Annotated in this window: 19 protein-coding genes; 9 read left to right on the forward strand and 10 right to left on the reverse strand. The window is 56.4% G+C overall.

What is annotated here, in order from left to right:
• Positions 1-2: 2 nt before the first annotated feature.
• The 4 genes from RCA23_RS12365 to RCA23_RS12380 all read right to left on the reverse strand — a co-directional run bounded on the left by RCA23_RS12365 (position 3) and on the right by RCA23_RS12380 (position 3,587).
• A complete protein-coding gene (locus RCA23_RS12365) occupies positions 3-617 on the reverse strand; it encodes a nucleoside/nucleotide kinase family protein (RefSeq protein ID WP_044050570.1) in 615 nt (204 codons plus the stop codon).
• Positions 614-1,393 carry an ATP-binding cassette domain-containing protein gene (locus RCA23_RS12370; protein WP_044051554.1) on the reverse strand — a complete coding sequence of 260 codons (780 nt, stop codon included), beginning with the start codon at positions 1,391-1,393 and terminating at the stop codon, positions 614-616. The genes RCA23_RS12365 and RCA23_RS12370 overlap by 4 nt, the downstream gene beginning before the upstream one ends.
• The gene (locus tag RCA23_RS12375) at positions 1,390-2,469 is read right to left on the reverse strand and encodes an ABC transporter permease subunit (RefSeq protein ID WP_201770464.1); all 1,080 of its coding nucleotides are present in this window, start codon (positions 2,467-2,469) and stop codon (positions 1,390-1,392) included. The genes RCA23_RS12370 and RCA23_RS12375 overlap by 4 nt, the downstream gene beginning before the upstream one ends.
• A gap of 113 nt (positions 2,470-2,582) precedes the next feature.
• Complete coding sequence (locus RCA23_RS12380; RefSeq protein ID WP_044050572.1) at positions 2,583-3,587, reverse strand: substrate-binding domain-containing protein; 1,005 nt, start codon at positions 3,585-3,587, stop codon at positions 2,583-2,585.
• A 181-nt stretch (positions 3,588-3,768) separates the two neighbouring features.
• Between RCA23_RS12380 and RCA23_RS12385 the strand changes: the two genes are divergently transcribed.
• A complete protein-coding gene (locus tag RCA23_RS12385) occupies positions 3,769-4,959 on the forward strand; it encodes an ROK family transcriptional regulator (protein WP_044050573.1) in 1,191 nt (396 codons plus the stop codon).
• An 11-nt stretch (positions 4,960-4,970) separates the two neighbouring features.
• Here the strand turns inward: RCA23_RS12385 and RCA23_RS12390 are convergent, their stop codons facing one another.
• Positions 4,971-5,657, reverse strand: coding sequence for a GDSL-type esterase/lipase family protein (locus RCA23_RS12390; protein ID WP_081871029.1), 687 nt, complete (start codon positions 5,655-5,657; stop codon positions 4,971-4,973).
• Between the two features lie 78 nt (positions 5,658-5,735).
• On the opposite strand from RCA23_RS12390, the gene RCA23_RS12395 reads away from it, so the two are divergent.
• The 3 genes from RCA23_RS12395 to RCA23_RS12405 all read left to right on the forward strand — a co-directional run bounded on the left by RCA23_RS12395 (position 5,736) and on the right by RCA23_RS12405 (position 10,162).
• On the forward strand, positions 5,736-6,362 hold the full coding sequence (locus tag RCA23_RS12395) for an ATP-binding cassette domain-containing protein (RefSeq protein WP_052377175.1): 627 nt from the start codon (positions 5,736-5,738) through the stop codon (positions 6,360-6,362).
• Complete coding sequence (locus tag RCA23_RS12400) at positions 6,359-8,881, forward strand: ABC transporter permease (protein WP_044050574.1); 2,523 nt, start codon at positions 6,359-6,361, stop codon at positions 8,879-8,881. The genes RCA23_RS12395 and RCA23_RS12400 overlap by 4 nt, the downstream gene beginning before the upstream one ends.
• A 357-nt stretch (positions 8,882-9,238) precedes the next feature.
• Complete coding sequence (locus RCA23_RS12405; protein WP_044050575.1) at positions 9,239-10,162, forward strand: glycosyltransferase family 2 protein; 924 nt, start codon at positions 9,239-9,241, stop codon at positions 10,160-10,162.
• Positions 10,163-10,176: 14 nt separating this feature from the next.
• On the opposite strand, the gene RCA23_RS12410 is transcribed toward RCA23_RS12405, so the two are convergent.
• Both RCA23_RS12410 and doeA read right to left on the reverse strand, forming a co-directional pair.
• Positions 10,177-11,550, reverse strand: coding sequence for an aspartate aminotransferase family protein (locus tag RCA23_RS12410; protein WP_044050576.1), 1,374 nt, complete (start codon positions 11,548-11,550; stop codon positions 10,177-10,179).
• A gap of 43 nt (positions 11,551-11,593) precedes the next feature.
• Positions 11,594-12,781, reverse strand: coding sequence for an ectoine hydrolase DoeA (gene doeA / locus RCA23_RS12415; RefSeq protein WP_044050577.1), 1,188 nt, complete (start codon positions 12,779-12,781; stop codon positions 11,594-11,596).
• Positions 12,782-12,928: 147 nt separating this feature from the next.
• Here doeA and RCA23_RS12420 point away from each other — a divergent pair, with 147 nt between their 5' ends.
• A complete protein-coding gene (locus RCA23_RS12420) occupies positions 12,929-13,879 on the forward strand; it encodes a DMT family transporter (RefSeq protein WP_236631357.1) in 951 nt (316 codons plus the stop codon).
• A 98-nt stretch (positions 13,880-13,977) separates the two neighbouring features.
• The gene (locus RCA23_RS12425; protein ID WP_044050578.1) at positions 13,978-15,546 is read left to right on the forward strand and encodes an AMP-binding protein; all 1,569 of its coding nucleotides are present in this window, start codon (positions 13,978-13,980) and stop codon (positions 15,544-15,546) included.
• A gap of 101 nt (positions 15,547-15,647) precedes the next feature.
• Here the strand turns inward: RCA23_RS12425 and RCA23_RS12430 are convergent, their stop codons facing one another.
• From RCA23_RS12430 to RCA23_RS12440, 3 genes are all read right to left on the reverse strand, one after another.
• The gene (locus RCA23_RS12430; protein ID WP_044051558.1) at positions 15,648-16,550 is read right to left on the reverse strand and encodes an AEC family transporter; all 903 of its coding nucleotides are present in this window, start codon (positions 16,548-16,550) and stop codon (positions 15,648-15,650) included.
• Between the two features lie 120 nt (positions 16,551-16,670).
• Positions 16,671-17,375, reverse strand: coding sequence for a VIT1/CCC1 transporter family protein (locus RCA23_RS12435; protein WP_044051559.1), 705 nt, complete (start codon positions 17,373-17,375; stop codon positions 16,671-16,673).
• Positions 17,376-17,497: 122 nt separating this feature from the next.
• Positions 17,498-17,926 carry an Lrp/AsnC family transcriptional regulator gene (locus RCA23_RS12440; protein ID WP_044050579.1) on the reverse strand — a complete coding sequence of 143 codons (429 nt, stop codon included), beginning with the start codon at positions 17,924-17,926 and terminating at the stop codon, positions 17,498-17,500.
• Between the two features lie 117 nt (positions 17,927-18,043).
• Here RCA23_RS12440 and rocF point away from each other — a divergent pair, with 117 nt between their 5' ends.
• The 3 genes from rocF to putA are packed head-to-tail and all read left to right on the forward strand — an operon-like array spanning position 18,044 to position 23,392.
• Entirely contained in the window at positions 18,044-18,973 is a 930-nt protein-coding gene (gene rocF / locus RCA23_RS12445) for an arginase (protein WP_044050580.1), read from the forward strand.
• 1 nt (position 18,974) lies between these two features.
• Positions 18,975-20,033: an ornithine cyclodeaminase gene (gene ocd / locus RCA23_RS12450; RefSeq protein WP_044050581.1), complete on the forward strand. Its 1,059-nt coding sequence runs from the start codon at positions 18,975-18,977 to the stop codon at positions 20,031-20,033.
• On the forward strand, positions 20,033-23,392 hold the full coding sequence (gene putA / locus RCA23_RS12455) for a bifunctional proline dehydrogenase/L-glutamate gamma-semialdehyde dehydrogenase PutA (RefSeq protein WP_044050582.1): 3,360 nt from the start codon (positions 20,033-20,035) through the stop codon (positions 23,390-23,392). Before ocd ends, putA begins: the two co-directional genes overlap by 1 nt.
• Positions 23,393-23,446 lie beyond the last annotated feature (54 nt).

A 23,446-nucleotide genomic window follows, 5' to 3' on the forward strand; every position in this document is an offset into this window, starting at 1 on the left:
TCTCACAGCACCACATCGGCGCGAAGCGCCGTCTGCCCCACCAGTCGGGCGTTGGGCAGGTCATTGCTTTGGGCACGGATGCGCGCGGCCTCTGGCGTCAATCCATGATCCAGCCAGCGCTGTATCAGCCGCGCCTCAAGCTCAGCGTCAGAGCAAGTCAGCTGGATGGACAAATCCCAATAGCCCGCCATATCGCGCCAGATCGGCGCGTCCATCAAAAGATAGTTCCCTTCGATGACGATCGTATCACAGTCCGGTGCAATATGCCCTGCGCCCGCAATAGAGAGATCGCGGGCCCGGTCGAACACCGGGTAATATAACTCCTGCGCCGCGCCAAGCACCTGCACCAATCGCAAAAGCCCGATTGCATCAAAACTCGGCGGGCTGCCCTTGCGGTCTAAAATCCCGCGATCCGTAAGAACGCTATTGTCGAGGTGAAACCCATCCATCGGCACAAGCTGACTGGTCACGCCAGCCTGCTGCAAGGCCGCGACCAGCCCGGCCGCAAGCGTGGACTTCCCGCTGGCGGGAGGCCCCGCAATGGCGATCACCCGCCGCACATGGCGCCTGGGGCTTTGCAGCACCCGCTCCAGCAGGGCGGAGATCTGCGCACTCATGCGGCCTGCTCAGGCGCTTCCTTGGCACCGGTCATAAAGGCCACCGCATCGGACATCGTATAGTCACGAGGATCAATGACGCACAATCGCTTGCCCAGGCGATGCACATGAATGCGATCGGCCACCTCAAAGACATGGGGCATGTTGTGACTGATCAAGATAATCGGAATACCGCGCGAGCGCACATCTAAGATGAGCTCCAAGACCCGGCGAGATTCCTTGACCCCCAATGCCGCTGTCGGCTCATCGAGAATAATCACCTTCGAACCAAAAGCCGCGGCCCGCGCCACCGCGACCCCCTGGCGTTGGCCACCCGAGAGCGTTTCCACCGCTTGATTGATGTTCTGAATGGTCATAAGCCCAAGCTCGGACAATTTATCACGCGCAAAGTCTTGCATACGTTTGTGATCCATCATGCGAAACACTGATCCCAGGACACCGGGCTTGCGCATCTCGCGCCCCAAAAACATATTATTGGCAATCGAGAGCGCTGGCGATAGAGCCAGGTTTTGATAGACCGTTTCAATGCCTTCGCTGCGGGCATCATCCGGGGATTTGAAATTCACCGGACGCCCATCCACCAAGACCTCGCCATGATCTGGTACAACCGCTCCAGAGAGAGCCTTGATCAAGGTCGATTTGCCCGCGCCATTGTCGCCAATCACTGCGCAAATTTCTCCGGGGTATAAATCGAAATCTGCCCCATCCATGGCGATCACCGTACCATAGCGCTTCATAAGCCCTCGGGCTTGGATAATAGGTTGCTTCTCACTCATTTTGTCGCCCTCCGCAGCCATTGGTCAAGCGCCACCGCGATCAAAACCAAATTACCCGCTGCAAACATTTGCCAATAATCATCTACCCCGGCCAAAGACAGGCCGGTATTGAATACACCCACAATCATCGCCCCCAGCACAGATCCTAGGATCGAACCGCGCCCACCAAACAGTGAGGTGCCGCCAATCACCACCGCGGTGATGCTGGCAAGGTTGATGTCGGTAAACCCAATGGGTGAGATCGACCCCACCCGGCCGGCGGCCACCCAGCCAGCGAATCCACAGATGAGCCCGGCCAGCGCGTAAACAGAAATCAATGTACGATTAATCTTAATCCCTGACAGCATCGCAGCATCCGGATCATCGCCGATCGCATGCACATGCCGTCCCCAGGCGGTGTGATTGAGCAGATACCAAATCAATATCGCCAATCCGATCAGCGCGAGCCCTCCATAGGTCAGCACAAAACCACCAAAGCGCAAAGAATGCCCAAAAAATAGAAGGCTCGGTGCCATCTCGCGGATATCCGCGCCGCGGATAGATTGCGAGCCGGAATACCACAGCAGCAAAGCCGTAAAGACCGACAGCGTGCCAAGGGTTACGATGAAAGGCGGCAGTTTGACGATGGTCACCAAAACGCCGTTGACCCAGCCCATAAGCGCCCCAACGAACAATGAGATCGTCACGGCGAAAAAGGGCGGGATGCCAAAATCAACCGCCAAACGACCCATAATCATAGACGAGAGCACCATAATCGCGCCCACCGAGAGGTCGATGCCTGCGGTTAAAATGATCAAGGTCTGTGCAATGGCAACCACACCGGTCACGGTGACTTGTTTGAGCACCAAAGACAGCACGCCCGGCGACATGAAATTTGGCGCGATGATGCCAAAGCAAATCACGCTGAACACCAAAACCATCGCGGGAATAATGGTTGGGTTGCGGCGCAATATGCCGCGCAAAATGTGATCTATTGACCGATCATCGCGCGCGAAAGAGGCGACAGATTTGTCTGCGGCATCAAGGCCGACCTCAAACTCGGAGCCGGCTTGTTTTGGCTCTTGTTCCATACTCATGGCGATATCCTACCCTCTATCAATGTCGCGGCAGCTGGCGAATTGATCCAGCTTACCGAAAGAAGGCGACACTGAATGCCGCCTTCTGTCTTATCGTTTCGCTTAAAACAGCCTTAGCCCCAGCAAAGCTCAGTGCCGCGGTCGCTGTCAATAGAAGGAACCCCATCGACCGGCGCATCGGTAACCAAGTTCACACCGGTGTTAAAGAAGGTCAAACCATCTGAAGCGGAAGGCTTCGTGCCATCGGCTGCAAATTTGGCAATCGCTTCCACACCTTTGGAGGCCATCAGCAATGGGTACTGCTGAGACGTTGCGCCAATCACACCGTCTTTGACGCTGGCAATACCGGGGCAGCCGCCGTCAACAGAGACCACCAGAACCCCTGTTTTGCCGGCATTTTGCAGCGCCTGATAAGCGCCTTCAGCGGCAGGTTCGTTGATGGTATATACGACATTGATATCAGGCTCGCGGGCCAACAGATTTTCCATCGCGGTCACACCGCCCTCAACAGAGGCATAGGATGTTTCGTGACCAATCACGCGCGGATCCGTTTCTGAGCCCATGACGTTCAGATTTGGCACATCAATACCAAAGCCAACCAAGAAGCCTGTGTCGCGCGCAACATCAACAGAGATATTGTCTTTGTTGATATCGAGCATACCGATTTTCGCGTTTGCTGCATCAGCACCGAGTGTTGCAGCAGCCCATTGGCCGATCAAAAGACCTGCCTCAAAGTTATCGGTTGCGAAGGTCATATCTTGTGCGTTTTTGTCCGCCAGCGGCGTATCCAAAGCGATGACCAAAACACCCGCTGTGCGCGCATCAATCAAAGCCGGTCCCACAGAGTCGTTGGACGGTGTGATCAAAATGCCTTTTGCGCCAGCCGCAACACAGTTTTCAATTGCGTTGATTTGCGGAGCAGCATCACCATCTGTCACGCCCGCATAGGCCTGAAAATCCATGCCCGCAGCCGTTGCAGCCGCCTCCGCACCCTCTTTCATTTTCACAAAAAACGGGTTGGTGTTGTTCTTTGTGATCAAGCAAGTCAGGTCGCCTGCGGATGCCATGCCCACAGATGCAATCAAGGCCAATGCAGACCCAGCTAATAGTTTCTTCATGTCTTCCTCCCATAAAACAAGTCACAAGGGCTTTTGCCCTTGCCGTCGATCAGCCGCCAAACGCGGTTATCTGGATAAGATTGCGCGATTCGATGGCTCAAGTCAATTAATTAATTAACTTTATTTATTAATTAATTTGGCCTATATTTATCTGAGTAACATACAGTAAGATGCACCCAATATGGATGACGCGCAGGTAAAATCATTGAGTATGGGCTTAAGCCAAAAGGGTGTGAGGGATCACAACGAACGTTTGATTCTATCTCTTATCCAACGTCATGGCAGCTTGCCCGGCAGCGCCCTGGCCAAATTGGCCGATTTATCGCCCCCCACCGTCTCCGGTATTTTACGCCAGCTTGAAGCCGACGGGCTGGTGGAACGTGGAACGCCTGTGCGCGGCAAGGTGGGGAAGCCCTCGATTCCCATGGGCTTGGCGGCCAATGGCGCCTTCTCCTTTGGCATCAAAATCGGACGCAGATCCGCCGATCTGATATTAATGGATTTCAAAGGCGGCACGCACGGCGAGATGCAAATCACCTATGACTTTCCAATCAAACAGGTGGTTTTGACCTTCCTGCAAGACGGCCTGTTCAATCTCGCCGAGCAATTGTCAGCCTCCGAACAGGCGCGAATCTGCGGCATTGGCATCGCAGCGCCATTTGAATTTTGGAATTGGGACGCCTCGATTGACGCGCCCAGCAATGCCTTCCGCGCCTGGAGCGAGGTTGATTTGGTCGCTGAAGTTGGCGAATTCAGCGACCTGCCTGTCATCGTGATGAATGATGCCACGGCCGCCTGCCAAGCTGAGCACACCTATGGACGCGGCAAAGAGTTTCAAGACTATGCCTATTTCTTCATTGGCGCCTTTATTGGCGGGGGTGTGGTGCTGAACAACTCTGTCTATGTCGGACGGCAAGGAAATGCGGGCGCTTTGGGCTCGATCCGAAGCATCAGCCCTATCGGCGAAAGTATGCAATTGATCGACATGGCCTCCATTCATCTCCTAGAGGCCCGCTTGCGCGAAGTCGATATCGAAACCCGGCAGCTTTGGGATGATCCAGACAGCTGGACCAGGCTGACACGCTATGTGGAACCCTGGCTGCTGCAAACGGCGCAAGAGCTGGCGAAAGCCAGCCTCTCGGCCTGTTCGGTTATTGATTTTGAGGCCATCTTAATCGATGGGTCCTTCCCGGCCAGCCTACGCGATGATTTGGTAAACCGTGTCCGCCGTTATGTCGCCACTCAAGACACCCGCGGCCTCATCCCGCCAAAAATTGAAGCCGGCAGCATTGGCGCCAATGCCCGATCCCAGGGCGCAGCCTGCGAAATCATTCGCGCTCAATTCTTTTTGAAAGCCAACACCAGTATCTAGGGCGTAGACCGCTACCGGCCCAACGCGCGCAAAACATAGGGGCCCATATCAGCAACCACAGCCGCGACGCCTTCGGCATTGGGGTGCAATCCGTCGGCTTGGAAATAATTCTGCAAATCTGGTGTCACCCCGTCCGGCGCCATGAGCGTTTTGAAATAGAAAGGGTAGAAGGCGACATCATAGCGAGTGGCCAGCTCTTGAAAAGCTCGGTCATACTGCGCCTTATACTCCGCGCCATAGTTCAGCGGCCCCAAGTGCCCAACCAAAAGCGCCGCGATACCCCGAGCCTCCAATTTATCTAAAATTTGACTCAAATTTTCATGTGCCAAGCCGGGATCCAAGCCCCGCAGCATGTCATTTGAACCAAGATTGACGATCACCAAATCCACCGGTTCGACCAAAGTCCAGTCCAGCCGGGCCAATCCCCCCGCTGTCGTGTCGCCGGAAACGCCTGCGTTGATCATGCGCGCCTGAGCCCCCTGCCCGGCCAGCCAAGCGCCCAACTGTGGCACAAAGCCACTTTCTGCCGGCAAACCATAACCCTGGGTCAAGCTGTCTCCGAAAGCCACGACGGTCTTGGCGGGAGTCTCAGCCGCAGCCTCCGATTGGGTCTCCGCCTGACCCATTGTGCAAAAAAGAATTAGCGCCAAGGCGTTGCAAAAACGGCAGATCAGCCCATATCCAAAGGAAGAAAACATAATAGGACGGCTCCCTTGGACAATCACTTCGCAATCGATCTCCAGCAGGTTCATCTCTCACTTGAGGGCAACGCCGGGATGGTAGACATCCTACATAGTATCGACTTGCAAATTACTCAAGGGAGCAGCTGCGCCTTGGTTGGCCCCTCAGGATCCGGCAAGTCTAGCCTGCTGATGGTTATGGCCGGATTGGAGCAGGCCACAAGCGGCAGGGTGACCGTGCTGGGAGAGGATATCAGCGCGATGTCGGAGGCCGAATTGGCGCAGTTTCGCCGCGGGCGGGTTGGTGTCGTGTTCCAATCCTTCCATCTCATTCCCTCAATGACGGCCCTCCAAAACGTCGCAACAGCGCTTGAATTGGCCGGGCAACCCGATCCATTTGAGCGCGCGCGTGCGAAACTGGCCGACTTAGGCTTGGCCCACCGCTCTGATCATTTCCCCAAACAAATGTCCGGCGGCGAGCAACAACGCGTGGCCCTGGCGCGCGCCTTGGCCCCCAATCCCAAACTTGTTTTTGCAGATGAACCCACGGGCAATCTGGATGCAGCCAATGGGGCCAGCATTGTTGACAGCCTGTTCACCCTCACCCAAGAGCAGGCCGATACGACTTTGATCCTCGTCACTCACGACAATCAACTGGCACAGCGCTGTGACCGGATCATTGATCTGCGAGATGGCAAAATCTGTGAAAGCCAGGGAGCATGATTGCTCTCAAAATTGCCCAGCGTGAATTGATCGCAGCCTGGCGCGAGCGGTTGCACGGCTTTCGCATTCTCATGCTCTGCTTGATCTTCGGCATCGCCTCCATCTCCGCGATTGGCTCACTGCGCGGCGCCATAGACGCGGGACTAAATAGCAATGGAAGGGTTTTTCTCGGCGGTGACGCCCAAATTGAGCTCACCTACCGCCAGGCCAATGCGCAGGAATTGGCTTGGATGGCCCGTCAAAGCCGGGCGCAGTCGCAGATCATTGATTTTCGTTCCATGGCCGTCGCCCCAGACACGAACAAGCGCATTCTCACACAGGTCAAAGCGGTGGATTCAGCCTACCCTTTGGTGGGCGCTGTCACCCTGTCGGGTGATATGGGTTTATCAGAGGCCTTTGCCGGCCAGGACGGCCTGCCGGGCGCGATTCTCGCCCCTGCGCTTCTGCGGCGCCTCAACATCAACTTGGGTGATCAGGTGAAGTTTGGACAAAAACTCTTTGTCGTCATGGCAACCCTGCTCAAAGAACCTGATAATTTTGGCAATTTCGCTTTGGGCCCCCGCAGCCTTGTCTTGACCAAAGACCTAGACGGCTCAGGGCTCCTGGCCGCGGGCACCCTTTTTTCGAGCAAATACCGCCTGCTTTTAGAGGATAGGAGTGATTTGGATCAGGCCCAACAAAGGTTTAACGAGGAATGGCCCGGCACTGGCGCCAAATGGAAAGATGCCCGCAAAGCCTCTCCCGGCGCCGATCGTGTGATTGAGCGCATGAGCCGCTTTTTAATCCTGATCGGCCTATCGGGCCTGGTCGTTGGCGGTATTGGGGTGAGCGCTGCTGTGCGGGCCTTTATTGCCAAAAAAACTGGCCATATCGCCGTGTTAAAGACCCTAGGCGCCACACCTGGCCAAATCTTTTGGATCTACACGCTGCAAATTGCCGTCTATACTGGCCTTTCGGTGGTGCTTGGCCTGTTACTCGGCGCCCTTGCGCCCTTTGCGGCCCGGCCATTTTTACCCGAAAATCTGGCAGAGGTGGCCCTCATATCCATCTACCCTTCAGCCCTGATTGAGGCCGCGGTCTATGGATGCTTAGCTGCGGCGATTTTCTCGATCTGGCCCCTGGCGCAAACCGAACACATTCGCCCAGCCAATTTGTTCCGCGGAGGCGCGCCTGCCCATTGGCCCGCGCGGCGCTATCTCCTTGTGCAAGGGGCCTTATTGGCGGCGGCACTCTTTGGCGCAGTGCAGTTTTCCGGCTCTTGGTCAATGACCTTCTGGCTCTTGGGCGGCATTGCAATTTCGCTGCTCATCTTAGCGATGATCTCTGGCGCATTTCAATTCACACTCAAACGTATCATGCACAGATCCGCGTTTCAGGGCCGGTTGCCGCTGCGCGCAGCTTTCAGCGCTCTGGCCAGCGGCTCGGAACGCACTGGCTCGGTGGTTATGGGCATCGGTCTTGGACTCACGGTTTTGGCTGCGGTCGGGCAAATTGACGGCAATCTGCGGCGCTCCATCACGCAATCTTTGCCTGACAAAGCTCCAAGTTTCTTTTTCCTTGATATTCAATCCAATCAACTGCCAGAGTTCAACAAGCGACTGGCGGAAAATCCGGCAGTAAGGCAAGTTGAAACGGCCCCCATGCTGCGCGGTCTCGTCACGAAAATTAACCAACAACCCGCCGCCGAAGTTGGCGGAGATCATTGGGTGCTGCGCGGAGACCGCGGGATCAGCTATGCCGATGGTTTACCCGAACAAACCAAAATTACAGCCGGACAATGGTGGGGGGAGGGCTACAGCGGGCCGCCCCAAATCAGCTTTGCCGCTGAAGAGGCTGAAGAGATCGGCATCGGGCTTGGAGATCAATTGACCCTCAACGTGCTGGGCCGCGATATCACCGCCACGATCACCAGCCTGCGCGAGGTGGATTTCTCAACGGTTGGCATGGGATTTGTGATCTTGTTGAATGAAGCGGCATTGAAGGGCGCGCCGCATTCTCACATCGCAACTGTCTATGCCGAAGCCTCAGCTGAAATCCCAATTTTGGATGAATTGAACGAAGCCTTCCCCAATGTCACAGGCATTCAAATTCGAGAGGCTGCGGCTTTGGTCACGAGCGTGGTGTCCTCCATCGCCTCTGCCGCTTCGATCGGCGCGCTTGCCACGCTGATCACCGGATTTTTGATCCTGATCGGAGCCGCCGCAGCCAGCACGGCCCAGCGGGCCTATGAAAGCGCAATTTTAAAGACACTCGGGGCCACGCGGCGCGAAATCCTCACCTCTTTCGCCCTGCGCTCGGCCATGATCGGAGCGCTGGCCGCCGGCGTAGCCCTTGGCGCGGGGCTTCTGGGCGGCTGGGCCGTCAGCCATTTTGTATTTGAAAATAAATTTGAAGTCATCTGGACCAATGCCGCATTGGTGATCCTTGGCGGCATTGGCCTCACCTTGGTTACAGGCCTGCTCTTTGCCCTCGCCCCCCTGTCGCAATCGGCCGCAACTGAGCTCAGGCATAGAGATTGACGCCAGCGGGCAAGACAATTGGGCGCTCTGACTTTGTCATCTAATAGACCTCTGCATAACGCCGTTTCAACACGATATGAGGGCAGCGCCGACCTGGGGGGCGCATATGTCCGGTGGTGAAATCACTGCAGAATTTGATCCATAACCATACCTACCAGCATACCCAGATGGTGAATGCGCCTGCCGGGGGGGGCAGGCAGGCGCAGCCCGGTGTTTCCACCAGGCAAGGTGTTTTGGCGTGGCGGCTGGGTTATGCACAGATCTTTCGAAGGGTTTTCACCTGTGCTCGTTGGACAAAAGAATTCACCTCATCGCCTTAAGCCGCTATGGTCGCAGGCGGAACCATAAGGTGAGAAGATGGGCGATATGCGCGTTAAATATTCGGTGATTGTACCAACCTACAATCGCGAGCCCCTGCTGGCAGAGGCGTTGCGGTCCGTCCAAGCTGCCCTGCCCGATTGTTCGGAAGTGATTGTCGTCAACGATGGCACTGATTTTGAGCGACCCACATGTGACCTGATTGAGAAATTAGGCGCCGTGGCTGTAAAAACCAAAGGTGGGCTCGGCGCGGGCGCCGCGCGCAACATCGGCGCAGACTGCGCGCGCGGTCAATGGCTTTTGTTTTTGGATGATGATGATCTCATTGCCGCCAGATATTGGCAGGCGGTCGCCCACTATATCGACGCATATTTTCAATCCACAGATCTCGCCTATGGGTTTTGCCGCGCCAACCCCCAATCCGATCGCAGAGCAATGCAGCACGCCGCGGCAGCCCAGACTGTGTTTCATATTCAGCCGCAAGTGGGCAGTTCTCTTAGGTCCAAAATCGCAGGATTGGGCCTCGGGTTTTGGGTGTCAAAAACCTTATATCAAAAGGTTGGTGGCATTAACCCAGAGCTGCGCACAAATGAGGATACAGATTTTTGCCTCAAACTTCTGGGCGCTGGCGCGCACTGCCACAACACCCCGTCACAGGGTGCGGTAATTTTTCAGGGCGATCACGGGAGAGCCGCCGCCAGCTCGACCACAAAACGCTACGGGCCGCGGCAACGCGCCCGATATTTCAAGCATATTTTGGACAGTCATGCAGAAATTCTGGCAACAGACAGCAAGACCCAATCCTGGCTCTGGAAGCGGTATCTCAAGATGGAAGCGCGCGCCGGCGGAATGCAAGGCTATCAGTCCCTGCGCAAGGCGGCGGGACTGGCGGCAGGTCGCAAGCGCCTGCTCGCGGCCTATTGGGCGGTCTGGCGGGTTTTGGCAAAGCTGGACCGCCGCTAAGCGCCCAAACCACCTTAGCCCAACACAGCCCCGACCGCCTGCACGGTCGCCGCCACCACGATATCCGCCTCCGCATGGGTCAAACAAAACGGCGGTGCAAAACCCAGAATATCGCCTTGGGGCATGGCCCGCGCAATCACCTGGCTTTGCGCTAAAAGAGCAGCCGAGATCTGCGGGCCAATTTTCTCTGACGTATCAAAGAAAATTCGGTCATCTTTGTCTTTCACAAATTCCACCGCGCAGAGCAGCCCCTCGCCGCGCACATCTCCCACATGCGGGTGATCGCCCAGCGCATCGGCCAATGCCCCCTTCAAATAGGCGCCAAGGTCGCGCGCGTTGTTCATCAAGTCCAACGCCTCAATCACCTTCAGATTGGCCACCCCAGCGGCAGCGCAAATGGGATGGGCCGAATAGGTCCAGCCATGGCCAATGGGGCCATTTTCGTCGGTACCTTGCTCCAGAACCTTCCACAATTTTTCCCCAATGATAGAGCCGGACAACGGCGCATAGGCTGAGGTCAGCCCCTTGGCGATGGTGATGATATCAGCCTCAAGCCCATAATGGTCAGAGCCAAACATAGATCCCAATCGCCCAAAGCCGGTGACCACCTCATCGACCACCAGCAAAATATCATGCTTCTTCAACACCTCTTGAATAGCCGGCCAATAGCCCGCCGGCGGCGGAACGATCCCTCCGGTCCCAAGCACTGGCTCTCCAATAAAGGCGGCGATGGTATCGGCGCCCTCGCGCGCAATCATCTCTTCCAAACTGGTCACGCAATGGGCCACAAACTCCGCCTCGCTTTGCCCCAGATCCTCCCGGCGGAAATAATAAGGCGCTTGTGTATGCAGCACATTGGCCAGGGGCAGATCAAATTTCTTATGAAACAGCTCCAGCCCCGTCAGAGATCCTGTAACCAGCCCAGAGCCGTGATAGCCCCGCCAACGGCTGATGATCTTCTTCTTTTCCGGCCGTCCAAGAATATTGTTATAATACCAAATGAGTTTGATATTGGTCTCATTGGCATCTGATCCGCCAAGACCGAAGTAAACTTTCGACATATTCGCCGGAGCACGATCCAAAATCATTTTTGACAAAGTGATAGAGGCTTCGGTGCCATGCCCAACATAAGAGTGGTAGTAAGCCAATTCTTTGGCTTGAGCGGCAATCGCATCGGTAATTTCTTGTCGGCCGTAGCCTGCATTCACACAGTAAAGCCCTGCGAAGGCATCCAAAAGCTTGTGACCATCCCGGTCTTCAATATAGACACCGCTGGCGGTCTTGATCACCCGACTTGGGCTGTCTCCTCGCGCATGTTGCGCCAGATGGGTCGAAGGATGGAAAAAATTCTCGCGGTCCCATTGATCGAGTAGATCGTTTTTCAGCATGGTCTGCGTCCTTGTCTTTACAGAGTGTCGCCACCCAATCTTTTCAGTCTTTGACAACCATCTTGCGCGGCACGTCGGCCAGACATTCCGGCCCCGTGCTTCCGATGCGAATGCTTTCGGTAATCTCAAAACCCCAATCGTCCATCCATAGGCCCGTCATGAAATGAAACGTCATATTTTCCTGCAAGATGGTCCTGTCGCCTGGCCGCAATGACATGGTGCGCTCGCCCCAATCGGGCGGGTAGCTCACACCGATGGGGTAGCCGGTGCGGTTGTCTTTCGTAATGCCATATTTCTTGAGAACATCAAAAAATGCGATGGCAATATCCTCACAAGTATTGCCGACGCGCGCCTTTTCCAGCCCAGCCTCCATACCTTCCAAAACCGCCTGTTCCGCATCCAAGAATGTCTGTGTCGGTTTGCCCAGGAAGACCGTCCGTGACAAAGGACAGTGATAGCGCTTCACAACGCCAGCAATCTCGAAGAATGTACCCTCTCCCGACCTCATCGGTGCATCATCCCAGGTCAAATGCGGCGCAGAGGCATCGGCGCCCGAGGGCAAAAGCGGCACAAGTGCCGGGTAATCCCCACCGGCCCCAATGGCCGGATCATAGCGCAAGGCGGCATCGTAGATATCGGCCACCAAATCACATTTTCGAATGCCGGGCTCAACCTTTTCAACAATGCGCTCATGCATCCGCCCAACGATCTGCCCGGCTTGGCGCATCAAAGCCAATTCGGCATCTGATTTCACGGCCCGCTGCCAATTGACCAGCCCCGTCGCATCGGTGAGCTGCGCGTTGGGCAGATTGGCAATCAGTGCCATATAGGCCGCAGCCGAAAACCAATAATTGTCCATTTCCACACCAATGCGACCCTTGGCCAAGCCGCGATCGGTCAGTTGCGCCGCAAGATAGCCCATCGGATGGCGCTCGGTCGATTGCACATAGTGATCCGGGTAACCGATGATATCAGAAGGCTCCATGAAACAGGTGCGCAGCGCGCCCTTGGCATCCTGGCCCCGCCCATACCAGATCGGCGCGCCCTCCAGCGGTAGAATAACACATTGGTGCACATAAAACGACCAACCATCATATCCGGTCAGCCAATTCATATTCGACGGATCCGACACAATCAGCAGATCAATCCCCCGCTGTTGCATCTCTTGGCGGGTTTTCATGAGCCGCTGGTCAAACTCAGCGCGCGAAAAATTGAGTTTAGCCTGTGACATCGCCGGCACTCCTATGTGGTTTGCTTTGAAAAACTTATCAGAGCCAACCCGCCTGTATATCCCCAGTGCGACATATTTTGTGGATTATCACCCAAACGGTCAGGGGAGCCAATCTCGCGCTTGAATTTTATCCGCCGACCTGCGCCTATGCCCCATGAGCAGATGTTTTCCAACAGGCAGGGTCAGCATGATCGGCCGCAAACCGAGGCGCGGCCTGTGACAGCCCCGCGCAGCCAAAAGACCATTGGTCTCACACTCGCCATTTTTGGCGCGCTGTTGTTGACTCCCGATACGTTGTTCATGCGCCTGTCGCAGCTCGACGGGTTCAACATGTTACTTTGGCGCGGCGGTCTCAGCGGCCTGGCCTATTTTATGATCTGGTTATGGATGCGCGGCCCGCGCGATCTGTCCAATATCTGGACCCGCAACTTTGCCATAATTGTCGCCTGTCAAACCGGCAATGCGGCGTTATTTAGCCTCGCCATTGCCCTCGCACCCGTGACTGTGGTTTTGATAGGCGTGGCCACCGTGCCAATTTTCGCCGCTCTTCTGTCGCGCTTGCTATTGGGTGAAGCCCTCTCAATGCGCACGCTTATCACCGCAGCCATGGTCTTTTTGGGCCTATTCATCTCTGTGCTGGGCAGTGACGACGGGCATCTTATGCTCGATCTCACCACGCTCATCGGTGCGGGACTAGGCTTGGGTGTCGCCTTCAGCCTAGCGATGAATTTCACAATAATTCGAAAAGACACAGACGTGCCATTTGTTCTGGCTATTGCCGTTGGGGCCATTGCCGCAGCCGGGCTGGCGGCTGTCTTTGCCACCACGTTCGCTTGGCCAGCTCTGCCGCAGATGGCCGCTATTGCTTTGACCGGTATTTTCATTCTACCGCTGTCTTTTGTCACCCTCTCTTATGCGGCCCGCTTTGTGCCCTCTTCGACCGTGAGCCTGATCATGTTGCTCGAAACAGTTTTGGGGCCCTTATGGGTTTGGTGGGGCATTGATGAGGCCCCCAGCGCCATGATGTTAATTGGCGGTGGCATCGTCTTGACCTGTCTGTCGGTATTCTTGATCCTTGAGGGCCGCAAAGCCGCCTGAACCGCCGCCAGTAAAAACGGCTGTGATCGCGAAGGGGCACAATTAAATGATCGACAACGAGAATGTAGGGTCCTAGCTTCTGTGCGAGGAGATTTACTATGACCCATTATGAAACGGCCGCATCAGACCTTCCCCTCAGCACCCTGAGCGTGACAGAGCGCGTCTTCGAAGGTCTCGCGCCGCGACTGGAAGATGTGGTCATAATTGATGGGATAGATGGGCGCAAATTTACCGCCGGTGACGTGATCGATCACGTCAAACGCCTGGCGGGTGGGTTGCGCGCCGCGGGCCATGTGCCGCAAAAACCTATCGCCCTGATGGCGCCGAATTCACCCGAATATTGCATTATTTTTCATGCGGTCGCCTGGGCAGGCGGCACGATAACAACTTTGAATCCGACCTATACAGCGCATGAAATTCGCCACCAGCTGCGTGATTCCGGTGCGGGGCTGTTGATCACCGATCCGGCCACCCTCGCAGTCGCCAAAGAGGCGCTGGAAGAGCTGCCAGAGGTTCAGCTTTGCGTCATCGGCAGCGCCGACGACTGCCTGAGCCTGTCCGCGCTCTACGGCCCAGCGCAGGAGCAGCAATGCCCCGTAGACTTGGACCGCCACAGCGTTGTGTTGCCCTATTCCTCTGGGACCACCGGCCTGCCCAAAGGGGTCTGCCTGTCACATCGCAACCTTTCGATGAATATCGATCAAACCGCCCAGGGCGCTGAATTTCGAGCCGGTGAGACCGCCGCCGCCTTCCTGCCCTTCTTTCACATCTATGGTATGACCGTGATGATGAATATGCATCTCGCCTGTGGCGGTGTTTTGGTCACCATGCCGCGGTTCGATTTGGAGCTTTTCCTGCGCATTTGCCAAGACCACCGCGCCCGGCGCATGTGGATTGTGCCGCCGGTCGCCCTTGCATTGGCCAAACATCCCTTGGTCGATGCCTATGATCTGAGCGCATTGGAGCAAGTTTTTTCCGGCGCAGCACCCATGGGCAGTGCCCTGTCTGACGCGGTGGCCAGTCGCCTCAATTGCGCCATGCTGCAAGGCTATGGGATGACCGAACTGGCGCCCGTGTCCCATATTACCCCCCTCAGCACCCCGCGTTCAGGGGCCTCTGGGCTTGCGCTTCCCAACACCCGCTGCCGAATTGTCAGCCCCGAAACCGGGGAGGACTTGCCACCGGGGGAGGAAGGCGAGCTTTGGATCAAAGGGCCACAAGTCATGATTGGCTATCTCAACAACGAAACAGCCACCCGAGATACGCTCACCTCGGATGGCTGGCTGAAAACCGGCGATGTGGCAATCATTGATGCGGATGGCTACATGTTCATCGTGGATCGTCTCAAAGAGCTGATAAAATACAAAGGGTTCCAAGTGGCCCCGGCGGAACTGGAGGCCTGTTTGGTCGCCCATCCACAGATTCAAGATGCAGCCGTGATTGGCCTGCCCGATGAAGAGGCCGGCGAAGTCCCCGTGGCCTTTGTCGTCTGTGCAGACCCTGCCCCCAGCCCCGAAGAGATCCAATCCTATGTCGGCACGCAACTGTCCCATTACAAACAACTGCACCGTGTCACCTTCGTAGAGGCAATTCCGAAATCGCCCTCGGGCAAGATCCTACGTCGTTTGCTGCGGAACAGCCTTTACAGCATTTCCAGTTTACATTGAGGCACATGTTATCATCAAGGTCTCGAGAGTGCGCAGCACGGCAGGGTATTGATGATTCAATATTAACTGGAAGTGCTTTAAGTTAAGCCCGCACTGCGGTCTCAGGCGAGATAGGCCAGCGAGAACAGCGATAAAACCGAGGTCCAGATGATCACTGGCGCAATGGTATCTGTACGCACTTTGTAAAGCATGGCCAGGGCGAAGGCCATCGCGCCCGAAGGCCCGGCACCGTTGAGCAAGAGCAGATCATTCCAAAGCTCGGGCCGCGCACCCCATGCCAGCACGGACACGACGACCACGGGCATGAGCAGCAACTTGATACCCGCCACCGCCGCCACTTTTTTTGTCGGCCAAAGGCTGTGCCCCGATAAGATCACCCCAAGGGCAAAGAGCGTCAGGGGCGCCGCGCCCGCACCGGCAAATTTACAGGCCACCAAGAGCGGCTCGGCGGCGATCACCCCCAAGCCATTGCTGCCCAGACCCAAGGCAATCGCAATCAAAACTGGATTTTTCACCAAGCGCAGCAGGCTTTGCCCCGCCGATTGCCCGCGATTGGCCAGTAAATCCGTCGTGATAATGAAAAAGGCAAAGGTCACAGTGGCGTCCCAAACCACCGCTGCCATGATCGGGATATTGCCGCCGCTTCCATAGATCAGCGCCGAAATCGGCCAGATATACAGCAAGGAATTGACGAAAATGGTGGCCATGGCCAAAAGCCAAGCCTCCAGAAACGCACATTTGAATAGGTAAATCGAAAGCAGCAGGGTCGTCAGAAAGACCACAACTTGGGCCAGGGCATAAAGAGCTATGGCGTCAAAATAAAAACTGCCGAGATCCACCCCATTGACCAGGGGAAAGATCAAAGCGGGTTGCAAGATCAAAAAGGCGATACGGTTGAGCGTGCTCGCCTCAGCCGTTGAGACAAACCGCATCCGCCCCATGGCAAAGCCAAGCACCATGATCGAGAACACCGGCAAAATATTGTGGGTTAAAATGGTTAGCAATTTGTGCTCCTGACACCGCACTGGCCCGTGCATGACCGGCCTATAAGAGGAAACGCGGCGCAGCAATAGGCGAAAATGCACCCGCCGCAGGCTAGCACGGCTTCGCCCGCACTCATGCGCTTAGATGTGGACGCCGAACAGATACCCTACACCAGTGGTCACCGCCATCGCCAGAACGCCCCAGCCCATGACCCTGAACATCGCAGGCCGCATCGGGGCCCCGCCGAACTTTGCGCCCAGCGCGCCAAGGCCCGCCAAGGAGCCTACAGTCACCGCCCACACCGTTGGAACGATCCAATCCGACGGGGCTACAACGGCCGCCAAAACCGGAATCGCAGCCGCCACGCTGAAGGTCAGGCCGGAAGCAATGGCGGCCTCAAGCGGGTTCGCACTATGAATCTCTGACAGTCCCAACTCATCGCGGATATGTGCGCCAAGAGCGTCGTGCTCTGAGAGCTCCTGCGCCACTTTTCGCGCGGTCTCATCGGTCAGGCCACGCAAACGGTAAATCTCGACAAGCTCCTCGAGTTCTGCCGCCGGCATATCCCGCAAGGCCGCCTCCTCGCGCTTGATATCCGCGCGTTCTGTATCCGATTGCGAGGACACCGAGACATATTCGCCCGCCGCCATAGACATTGCGCCCGCCACCAGGCCGGCGACCCCCGCAACAAGGATCACCCGCGCATCTGGCTCTGCCGCCGCCACGCCCACAACCAAGGAAGATACGGAGACAATCCCGTCATTCGCCCCCAGTACAGCCGCGCGCAGCCAGCTGTTGCGGGTGACGTAATGGGGATCATCAGGATGGGCGCTTGGGTGTGACATGCGGTCAATCTTTCCAAAATTTGCCTGAATTAAAACATGCCGCCGACAACTTCTCAATGTCAGGCATAAAGAAAACAGCGCAGATCGCAGCGCGCCCGAAATGGGCATCGCGCCAGGCCTGCCTAGCTGATCCGTCGCAGCAAAGGGCAGGTTTCAGAATTTGACACGCCGGGCAATTCCCGAATGCGAGAAAGAATTCCATCGAATTCATAAAGACTTGTGGTCTCCAATTCGATCACCAAATCCCAAACCCCGCAGGTGCGGTGCAAAGAGGTGACCTCCGGCAGGCGCTGCAGTGCCTTTTGCACAGAATTGGCCGTGTTGCCGCGCACCTCAATCATCATGACGGCCCGCACCAGCTCATGGGTTTCCAGCCCGCCCAAATCGATCGTGAAGCGTTTTATGATACGGCTGTCAATCAAGCGTGCAAGGCGCGCTTGCACCGTGCCACGCGCCAGCCCCAAAACACCCGCCAGCGTGGTGACCGATGCGCGCCCATCAATTTGCAAACGCGCAATGATTTTTCGGTCAATGTCATCGATATTGATCATTTTGTATATTTGCCTTTATATTTTGAGCAATTCATATGTGAATTGAACAATATTTCAGCTGATTGTGCAACATGAGCATGGCAATTTGACTCAACCTCGTTGACATCGGAGCGCAGCATGACACCTCATTGCACAATTCTAGGCTTGCCCCTTCAGGCGGGCACAGGGCGCGGCGGCTGCCTTATGGGGCCAGACGCCTTTCGCACGGCCGGGCTGGGAGAGGTCATCACCAGCCAGGGTTTTGGCTTGACAGACCTCGGAAATCTTCCTTTTCCAGCCTCTGTGCCCGAGGTGACCGGCCCGGCGCATTTGAAAAAACTGCCCGAAATTGTGGCTTGGACGCGGGACATTCAAACCCAGGCAGCCCAGCTGGCCGCACAAGACAGTTTTCCAATTTTCATCGGCGGCGATCACTCCATGGCGGCCGGCACATTGACCGGCGTGGCACAGGCGGCGGCCGCGCTGGGACGGCCGCAATTTGTGCTCTGGCTGGACGCGCATCCGGATATGAACACGCTCACCAGCAGCCTCAGCGGACATTTGCATGGCACGCCCATGGCCTATGCACTGGGCTTAGACAGCTTCGAGGGGATATTCCCACCCGTGCCCGCGCCCTTGGATCCGGCCAATATATGTATGATGGGGCTACGTTCTGTGGATGAGGCAGAACATCGCTTCATCGCTGAGTTGGGCATTGATGTCTATGACATGCGCCGCATTGATGAATTGGGCGTTGTCAAACCTATGGAGGCATTTCTGCGCCGTGTGGCGCAGTCCAATGGCCTGTTGCATGTGAGCTTCGATGTGGATTTCCTCGACCCAGAGATCGCCCCCGCAGTCGGCACAACCGTGCCAGGCGGCGCCACGTTCCGCGAAGCGCATTTGATCATGGAAATGATCCATGACAGTGGCCTGGCCAGCTCACTTGACTTGACCGAATTGAATCCCTTCCTCGACATCCGAGGTAAAACCGCAACGCTGATGTGCGATCTGACCGCGTCCCTTTTGGGCCGCAAGGTTCTAGATCGCCGAACAAGAGGTTTATAAGATGGCCGCCCCCAATCCTTCCGCCCTGGCCATGGTGCCATTTGTTTCGGTGCAAGACATGATGCGGATCGTCAACGCGATCGGCCCGCGACAAATGTTGCGGGAAATTTGTGCCTATATCGAAGCAGATTTCCTACGCTGGGAAACCTTTGACAAGACACCCCGCATTCCAGCCCATTCGGAGGAAGGCGTGATTGAGCTGATGCCCACCACCGACGGGGAGCATTACGGGTTCAAATATGTCAACGGTCACCCGGCCAATATGGCACGCGGATATCAAACGGTCACAGCCTTCGGCGTTTTGGCCAAAGTCTCCAACGGCTATCCGGTTCTGTTCACGGAAATGACCATCCTAACAGCCCTGCGCACCGCCGCCACCAGCGCCATGGCGGCAAAATATTTGGCGCCAAAATCCGCGCGGACAATGGCCATGATCGGCAACGGCGCCCAATGCGAATTCCAAGCCTTGGCGTTTCAGGAGGTTTTAGGAATTGACACAGTTCATCTGTTTGACATCGCCCCGAAGGCCAGCGAGAAAGCCGCGCGAAACTTGGCCGACGCCGGCTTGAAACTGCGCATCTGCGCCAGCGCCGAAGAGGCCGTCGCCGGGGCCGATATCATCACCACCTGCACCGCAGATAAGCAAAATGCCACTGTATTAACCGATAATATGGTCGGTGCAGGCGTGCATATCAACGCTATTGGTGGCGACTGTCCGGGCAAGACTGAACTGCACCGCGATATTTTGCACCGCGCGGATATTTTTGTCGAATACCCAGCGCAAACCCGCATCGAAGGTGAGATCCAAGCCCTGGCAGCCGATCACCCTGTGACAGAACTATGGCAGGTCATTGCTGGACAAAAAACCGGCCGCAGTACGGAGCGGCAAATCACGCTATTTGACAGCGTGGGGTTTGCCATAGAGGATTTTTCCGCTCTGCGGTATCTGCGGGACCAATTGGAACGCACCGGGCATTTTGTTCAGCTTGACCTTCTCGCCGATCCCGATGATCCGCGCGATTTATTTGGCATGGTGAACCGCGCCAAGGAGTCCGTGTGATGGACCAATTCCGCACACAGATGCGCGCCAAAGCCTATGCCTCTGATCCAGAGGTGTTGCAAAATCTGGCCACGCTGGCCCCGGGCCCCGAGGCGCGCGCTGAAATTTCCCGCCAAGCCAGCGCCATGGTCAAGAGACTGCGTGCAGAGGCTAAGCCCTCTGTGATGGAATTGTTTTTGGCCGAATATGGCCTCTCCTCTGAAGAGGGCATCGCCTTGATGTGCCTGGCCGAGGCGCTGTTGCGGGTGCCCGATGCGGCCACCATGGATGCTTTGATCGAAGACAAGATTGCCCCGTCGGAATGGGGCAAGCATCTGGGGGAAAGCCATTCCACTTTGGTCAATGCGTCAACTTGGGCGCTTTTGGTCACGGGACAGGTGCTGGATGCGCCCGACACAGGCATGGCCGGACTTTTGCGCGGGGCCATCAAACGCCTCGGCGAGCCGGTCATCCGCCAAGCCGTGGCGCGGGTCATGCGCGAAATGGGGCAACAATTTGTCCTTGGCCAAACCATCCAAAAAGCGCTGAGCCGCGCGGCAGGTTTTGAGGCAAAAGGCTATCTGTACAGCTACGACATGTTGGGAGAAGCGGCGATCACCGACGAGGACGCAAGAGGCTACCATATGGCCTATGCCGATGCGATTGCGCAAATCGCCAAAGCTGCCTCTGGCAGGGATATTTCGCGCAATCCCGGCATCTCCATTAAACTCTCCGCACTGCATCCCAATTATGATCTGCAACATCGCAAGCAAGTAATGGATGTTTTGGTGCCCCGCGCCCGATCCTTGGCGCTTTTGGCGAAATCTGCCGGCATCAGCTTGAACATCGACGCCGAAGAGGCCGCACGTTTGGATCTCTCCTTAGATGTGATCGAAGCTGTCCTATCAGAGCCTGGTCTTGCCCATTGGGACGGGTTTGGGGTGGTCGTTCAAGCCTATGGCAAGCGCGCCGCATATGTCATTGATTGGCTCTATGCTTTGGCCCAAAAACTGGATCGCCGCATCATGGTGCGTCTGGTTAAGGGCGCTTATTGGGACACGGAAATCAAATTGGCGCAGGTTGAGGGGCTCCCAGGTTTTCCGGTGCTGGCCACGAAACCACATACCGATATGCACTACATCTGTTGTGCGCAGAAGTTGCTGGCCATGTCTGATCGCATCTACCCGCAATTTGCCACCCATAACGCCCATACCATCGCGGCCGTATTGCACAGCGCGCGCGCTCAGAAGGTGACAAATTTCGAATTCCAGCGACTGCATGGCATGGGGGAAGCTCTGCATGATCAAGTGCTGCAAGAGCATGGGGTTGCCTGCCGGATTTATGCGCCAGTTGGGCACCATTCTGATCTTTTGGCCTATTTGGTGCGCCGACTGTTGGAAAACGGCGCCAATTCCTCCTTTGTGAACCAGATTTTTGATGCGAAGGTTCCGGCACATGTGGTGGTCGCAGATCCCTTTGAAAAAGGGCAAGAGGCCGGCCCAAAAATTTCCCTACCGGCAGATATTTTCGCGCCAGACCGCCCCAACTCCACAGGATTCGATCTGTCAAATCCGGAGGTTTTGGCGCATCTGCAAGCCCAGCGCGCAAGACGCCAGACCTGGAGCTATGGCGATCTTGGCCAAGCTCATCCTGTGCACAGCCCAGCCACGGGCGATCAAATTGGACAGATTAGGTTTTTATCCGCAGACCAAGCGCGACAGCTGGCCGCTGCTGCCACCCCTTGGCAGATCACTCCAGCCAAGCGGGCCGCAGTTTTACGCAAAGCCGCAGATCTGTATGAAAGCCATGCAGAGGCGTTTTTTGCACTGCTCACCCATGAGGCCGGTAAAACGTTAAGTGACTGCATTGGCGAATTGCGCGAGGCGGTGGATTTTCTACGCTATTACGCCCATCAGGCAGAGGCGCTGGCCAGCAACTCAGATGGAATTTTCACCTGCATTAGCCCTTGGAATTTTCCTTTGGCCATTTTCACTGGGCAAATCGCCGCCGCTTTGGCCATGGGCAATGGGGTCTTGGCCAAACCGGCCGAAGCCACGAGTTTGATTGCCGTGCAAGCAACCGCACTTTTGCATCAAGCAGGCGTGCCAAAAACCTGCCTACAGCTGCTTCCCGGAGAGGGCGCTGTTGTGGGTCCTGTTCTGTGTAGTACGCCCAATGTTTCTGGTGTTTGCTTCACAGGCTCAACCGCCACGGCGCAGGCGATCAACCGAGTTATGGCGGAAAATCTGCCACCGCAGGCGCCCTTGATTGCCGAAACCGGCGGGTTGAATGCAATGATTGTCGACAGTACGGCCCTCCTCGAACAGGCGGTGCAGGATGTGGTTGTCAGCGCCTTTCAATCGGCCGGTCAACGCTGCTCGGCTCTGCGGATGCTATATGTGCAAAGTGATATTGCAGATGCGTTTGAGCGCATGTTGTGCGGCGCGATGCAAGCCCTGGTGGTTGGCCCCCCGGAGGCTGCAGATTGCGATGTCGGTCCGGTGATAGATGCGGCAGCTCAAGCACGCAGTTCCGCGCATATCGCACGCCAGAAGCTTTTGTTTCAAACCTCAGCCCCAGAAAACGGGTATTTCGTTGCCCCAACGATCCTATCTGTAAGCGGAATCTCTGACCTGCACGAGGAGATCTTCGGCCCCGTACTGCATTTGGCCCGCTACGACGCGGGCAATTTGGATCGTGTGATTGAGGATATAAACGCCAGCGGCTATGGCCTCACTTTCGGGTTTCACAGCCGCATTGATGATCGGGTGCAAAAGGTCGTGAGCCGCGTTAATGCGGGCAATCTCTACATTAATCGCAATCAGATCGGCGCTGTCGTTGGCTCCCAGCCCTTCGGCGGCCATGGGTTGAGCGGAACCGGGCCAAAGGCTGGCGGGCCGCGCTATTTGCCACGCTTCGCCGCGCAAAGCCTCATGACCGCTGACGGCCCCTTACCCCCTCAGATGAGTTTGGCAGAGCTAGAGCAAGCCTTTGCCAGCAAGCCGCCACAGGAGGGCCATAGCACCGAAGATTTACCCGGCCCCACAGGCGAGTCGAACCGCTACCTTTTGCGGCCCCGATCACGCATTCTGTGCATGGGTCCCGGGGCAGAAACCCGTGCACAAAGCGCCAGGGACATGGGATGCAGAGCCATTGCTGCAGAGATTGCGATGGCTGATGTGACAAAGATCCCTGACTTACAAGCGGTGGTCTACGCCGGTCCGCAGGCGCGCCTCCTCCGCCAAGCCTTGAGCGCGCGGCGCGGTGCGATTGTCCCCTTACTGATGGATGAGACATTCGAACGGTGGCTGGTGAGCGAGCAATCTATCTGTATCAACACAACTGCCGCAGGAGGAAACCCCGCCCTCTTGGCCAGCTAACCGGGCCAGCAGGGCATCTACCTCACGAATGAAAACTGCAAACACGTCGTCTAT

The organism is Planktomarina temperata RCA23 (assembly GCF_000738435.1).
GTDB lineage: Bacteria > Pseudomonadota > Alphaproteobacteria > Rhodobacterales > Rhodobacteraceae > Planktomarina > Planktomarina temperata.

Bases quoted from the DNA above. Each gene is read 5' to 3' on its own strand.
- putA (WP_044050582.1), top strand. From the start codon at position 20,033: ATGGACCAATTCCGCACACAGATGCGCGCCAAAGCCTATGCCTCTGAT.
- RCA23_RS12365 (WP_044050570.1), bottom strand. From the start codon at position 617: ATGAGTGCGCAGATCTCCGCCCTGCTGGAGCGGGTGCTGCAAAGCCCC.
- RCA23_RS12370 (WP_044051554.1), bottom strand. From the start codon at position 1,393: ATGAGTGAGAAGCAACCTATTATCCAAGCCCGAGGGCTTATGAAGCGC.
- RCA23_RS12380 (WP_044050572.1), bottom strand. From the start codon at position 3,587: ATGAAGAAACTATTAGCTGGGTCTGCATTGGCCTTGATTGCATCTGTG.
- rocF (WP_044050580.1), top strand. From the start codon at position 18,044: ATGACACCTCATTGCACAATTCTAGGCTTGCCCCTTCAGGCGGGCACA.
- RCA23_RS12395 (WP_052377175.1), top strand. From the start codon at position 5,736: ATGGTAGACATCCTACATAGTATCGACTTGCAAATTACTCAAGGGAGC.
- RCA23_RS12435 (WP_044051559.1), bottom strand. From the start codon at position 17,375: ATGTCACACCCAAGCGCCCATCCTGATGATCCCCATTACGTCACCCGC.
- RCA23_RS12390 (WP_081871029.1), bottom strand. From the start codon at position 5,657: ATGTTTTCTTCCTTTGGATATGGGCTGATCTGCCGTTTTTGCAACGCC.
- RCA23_RS12385 (WP_044050573.1), top strand. From the start codon at position 3,769: ATGGATGACGCGCAGGTAAAATCATTGAGTATGGGCTTAAGCCAAAAG.
- RCA23_RS12440 (WP_044050579.1), bottom strand. From the start codon at position 17,926: ATGATCAATATCGATGACATTGACCGAAAAATCATTGCGCGTTTGCAA.
- RCA23_RS12375 (WP_201770464.1), bottom strand. From the start codon at position 2,469: ATGAGTATGGAACAAGAGCCAAAACAAGCCGGCTCCGAGTTTGAGGTC.
- RCA23_RS12400 (WP_044050574.1), top strand. From the start codon at position 6,359: ATGATTGCTCTCAAAATTGCCCAGCGTGAATTGATCGCAGCCTGGCGC.
- RCA23_RS12410 (WP_044050576.1), bottom strand. From the start codon at position 11,550: ATGCTGAAAAACGATCTACTCGATCAATGGGACCGCGAGAATTTTTTC.
- RCA23_RS12425 (WP_044050578.1), top strand. From the start codon at position 13,978: ATGACCCATTATGAAACGGCCGCATCAGACCTTCCCCTCAGCACCCTG.
- doeA (WP_044050577.1), bottom strand. From the start codon at position 12,781: ATGTCACAGGCTAAACTCAATTTTTCGCGCGCTGAGTTTGACCAGCGG.
- RCA23_RS12405 (WP_044050575.1), top strand. From the start codon at position 9,239: ATGGGCGATATGCGCGTTAAATATTCGGTGATTGTACCAACCTACAAT.
- ocd (WP_044050581.1), top strand. From the start codon at position 18,975: ATGGCCGCCCCCAATCCTTCCGCCCTGGCCATGGTGCCATTTGTTTCG.
- RCA23_RS12420 (WP_236631357.1), top strand. From the start codon at position 12,929: ATGCCCCATGAGCAGATGTTTTCCAACAGGCAGGGTCAGCATGATCGG.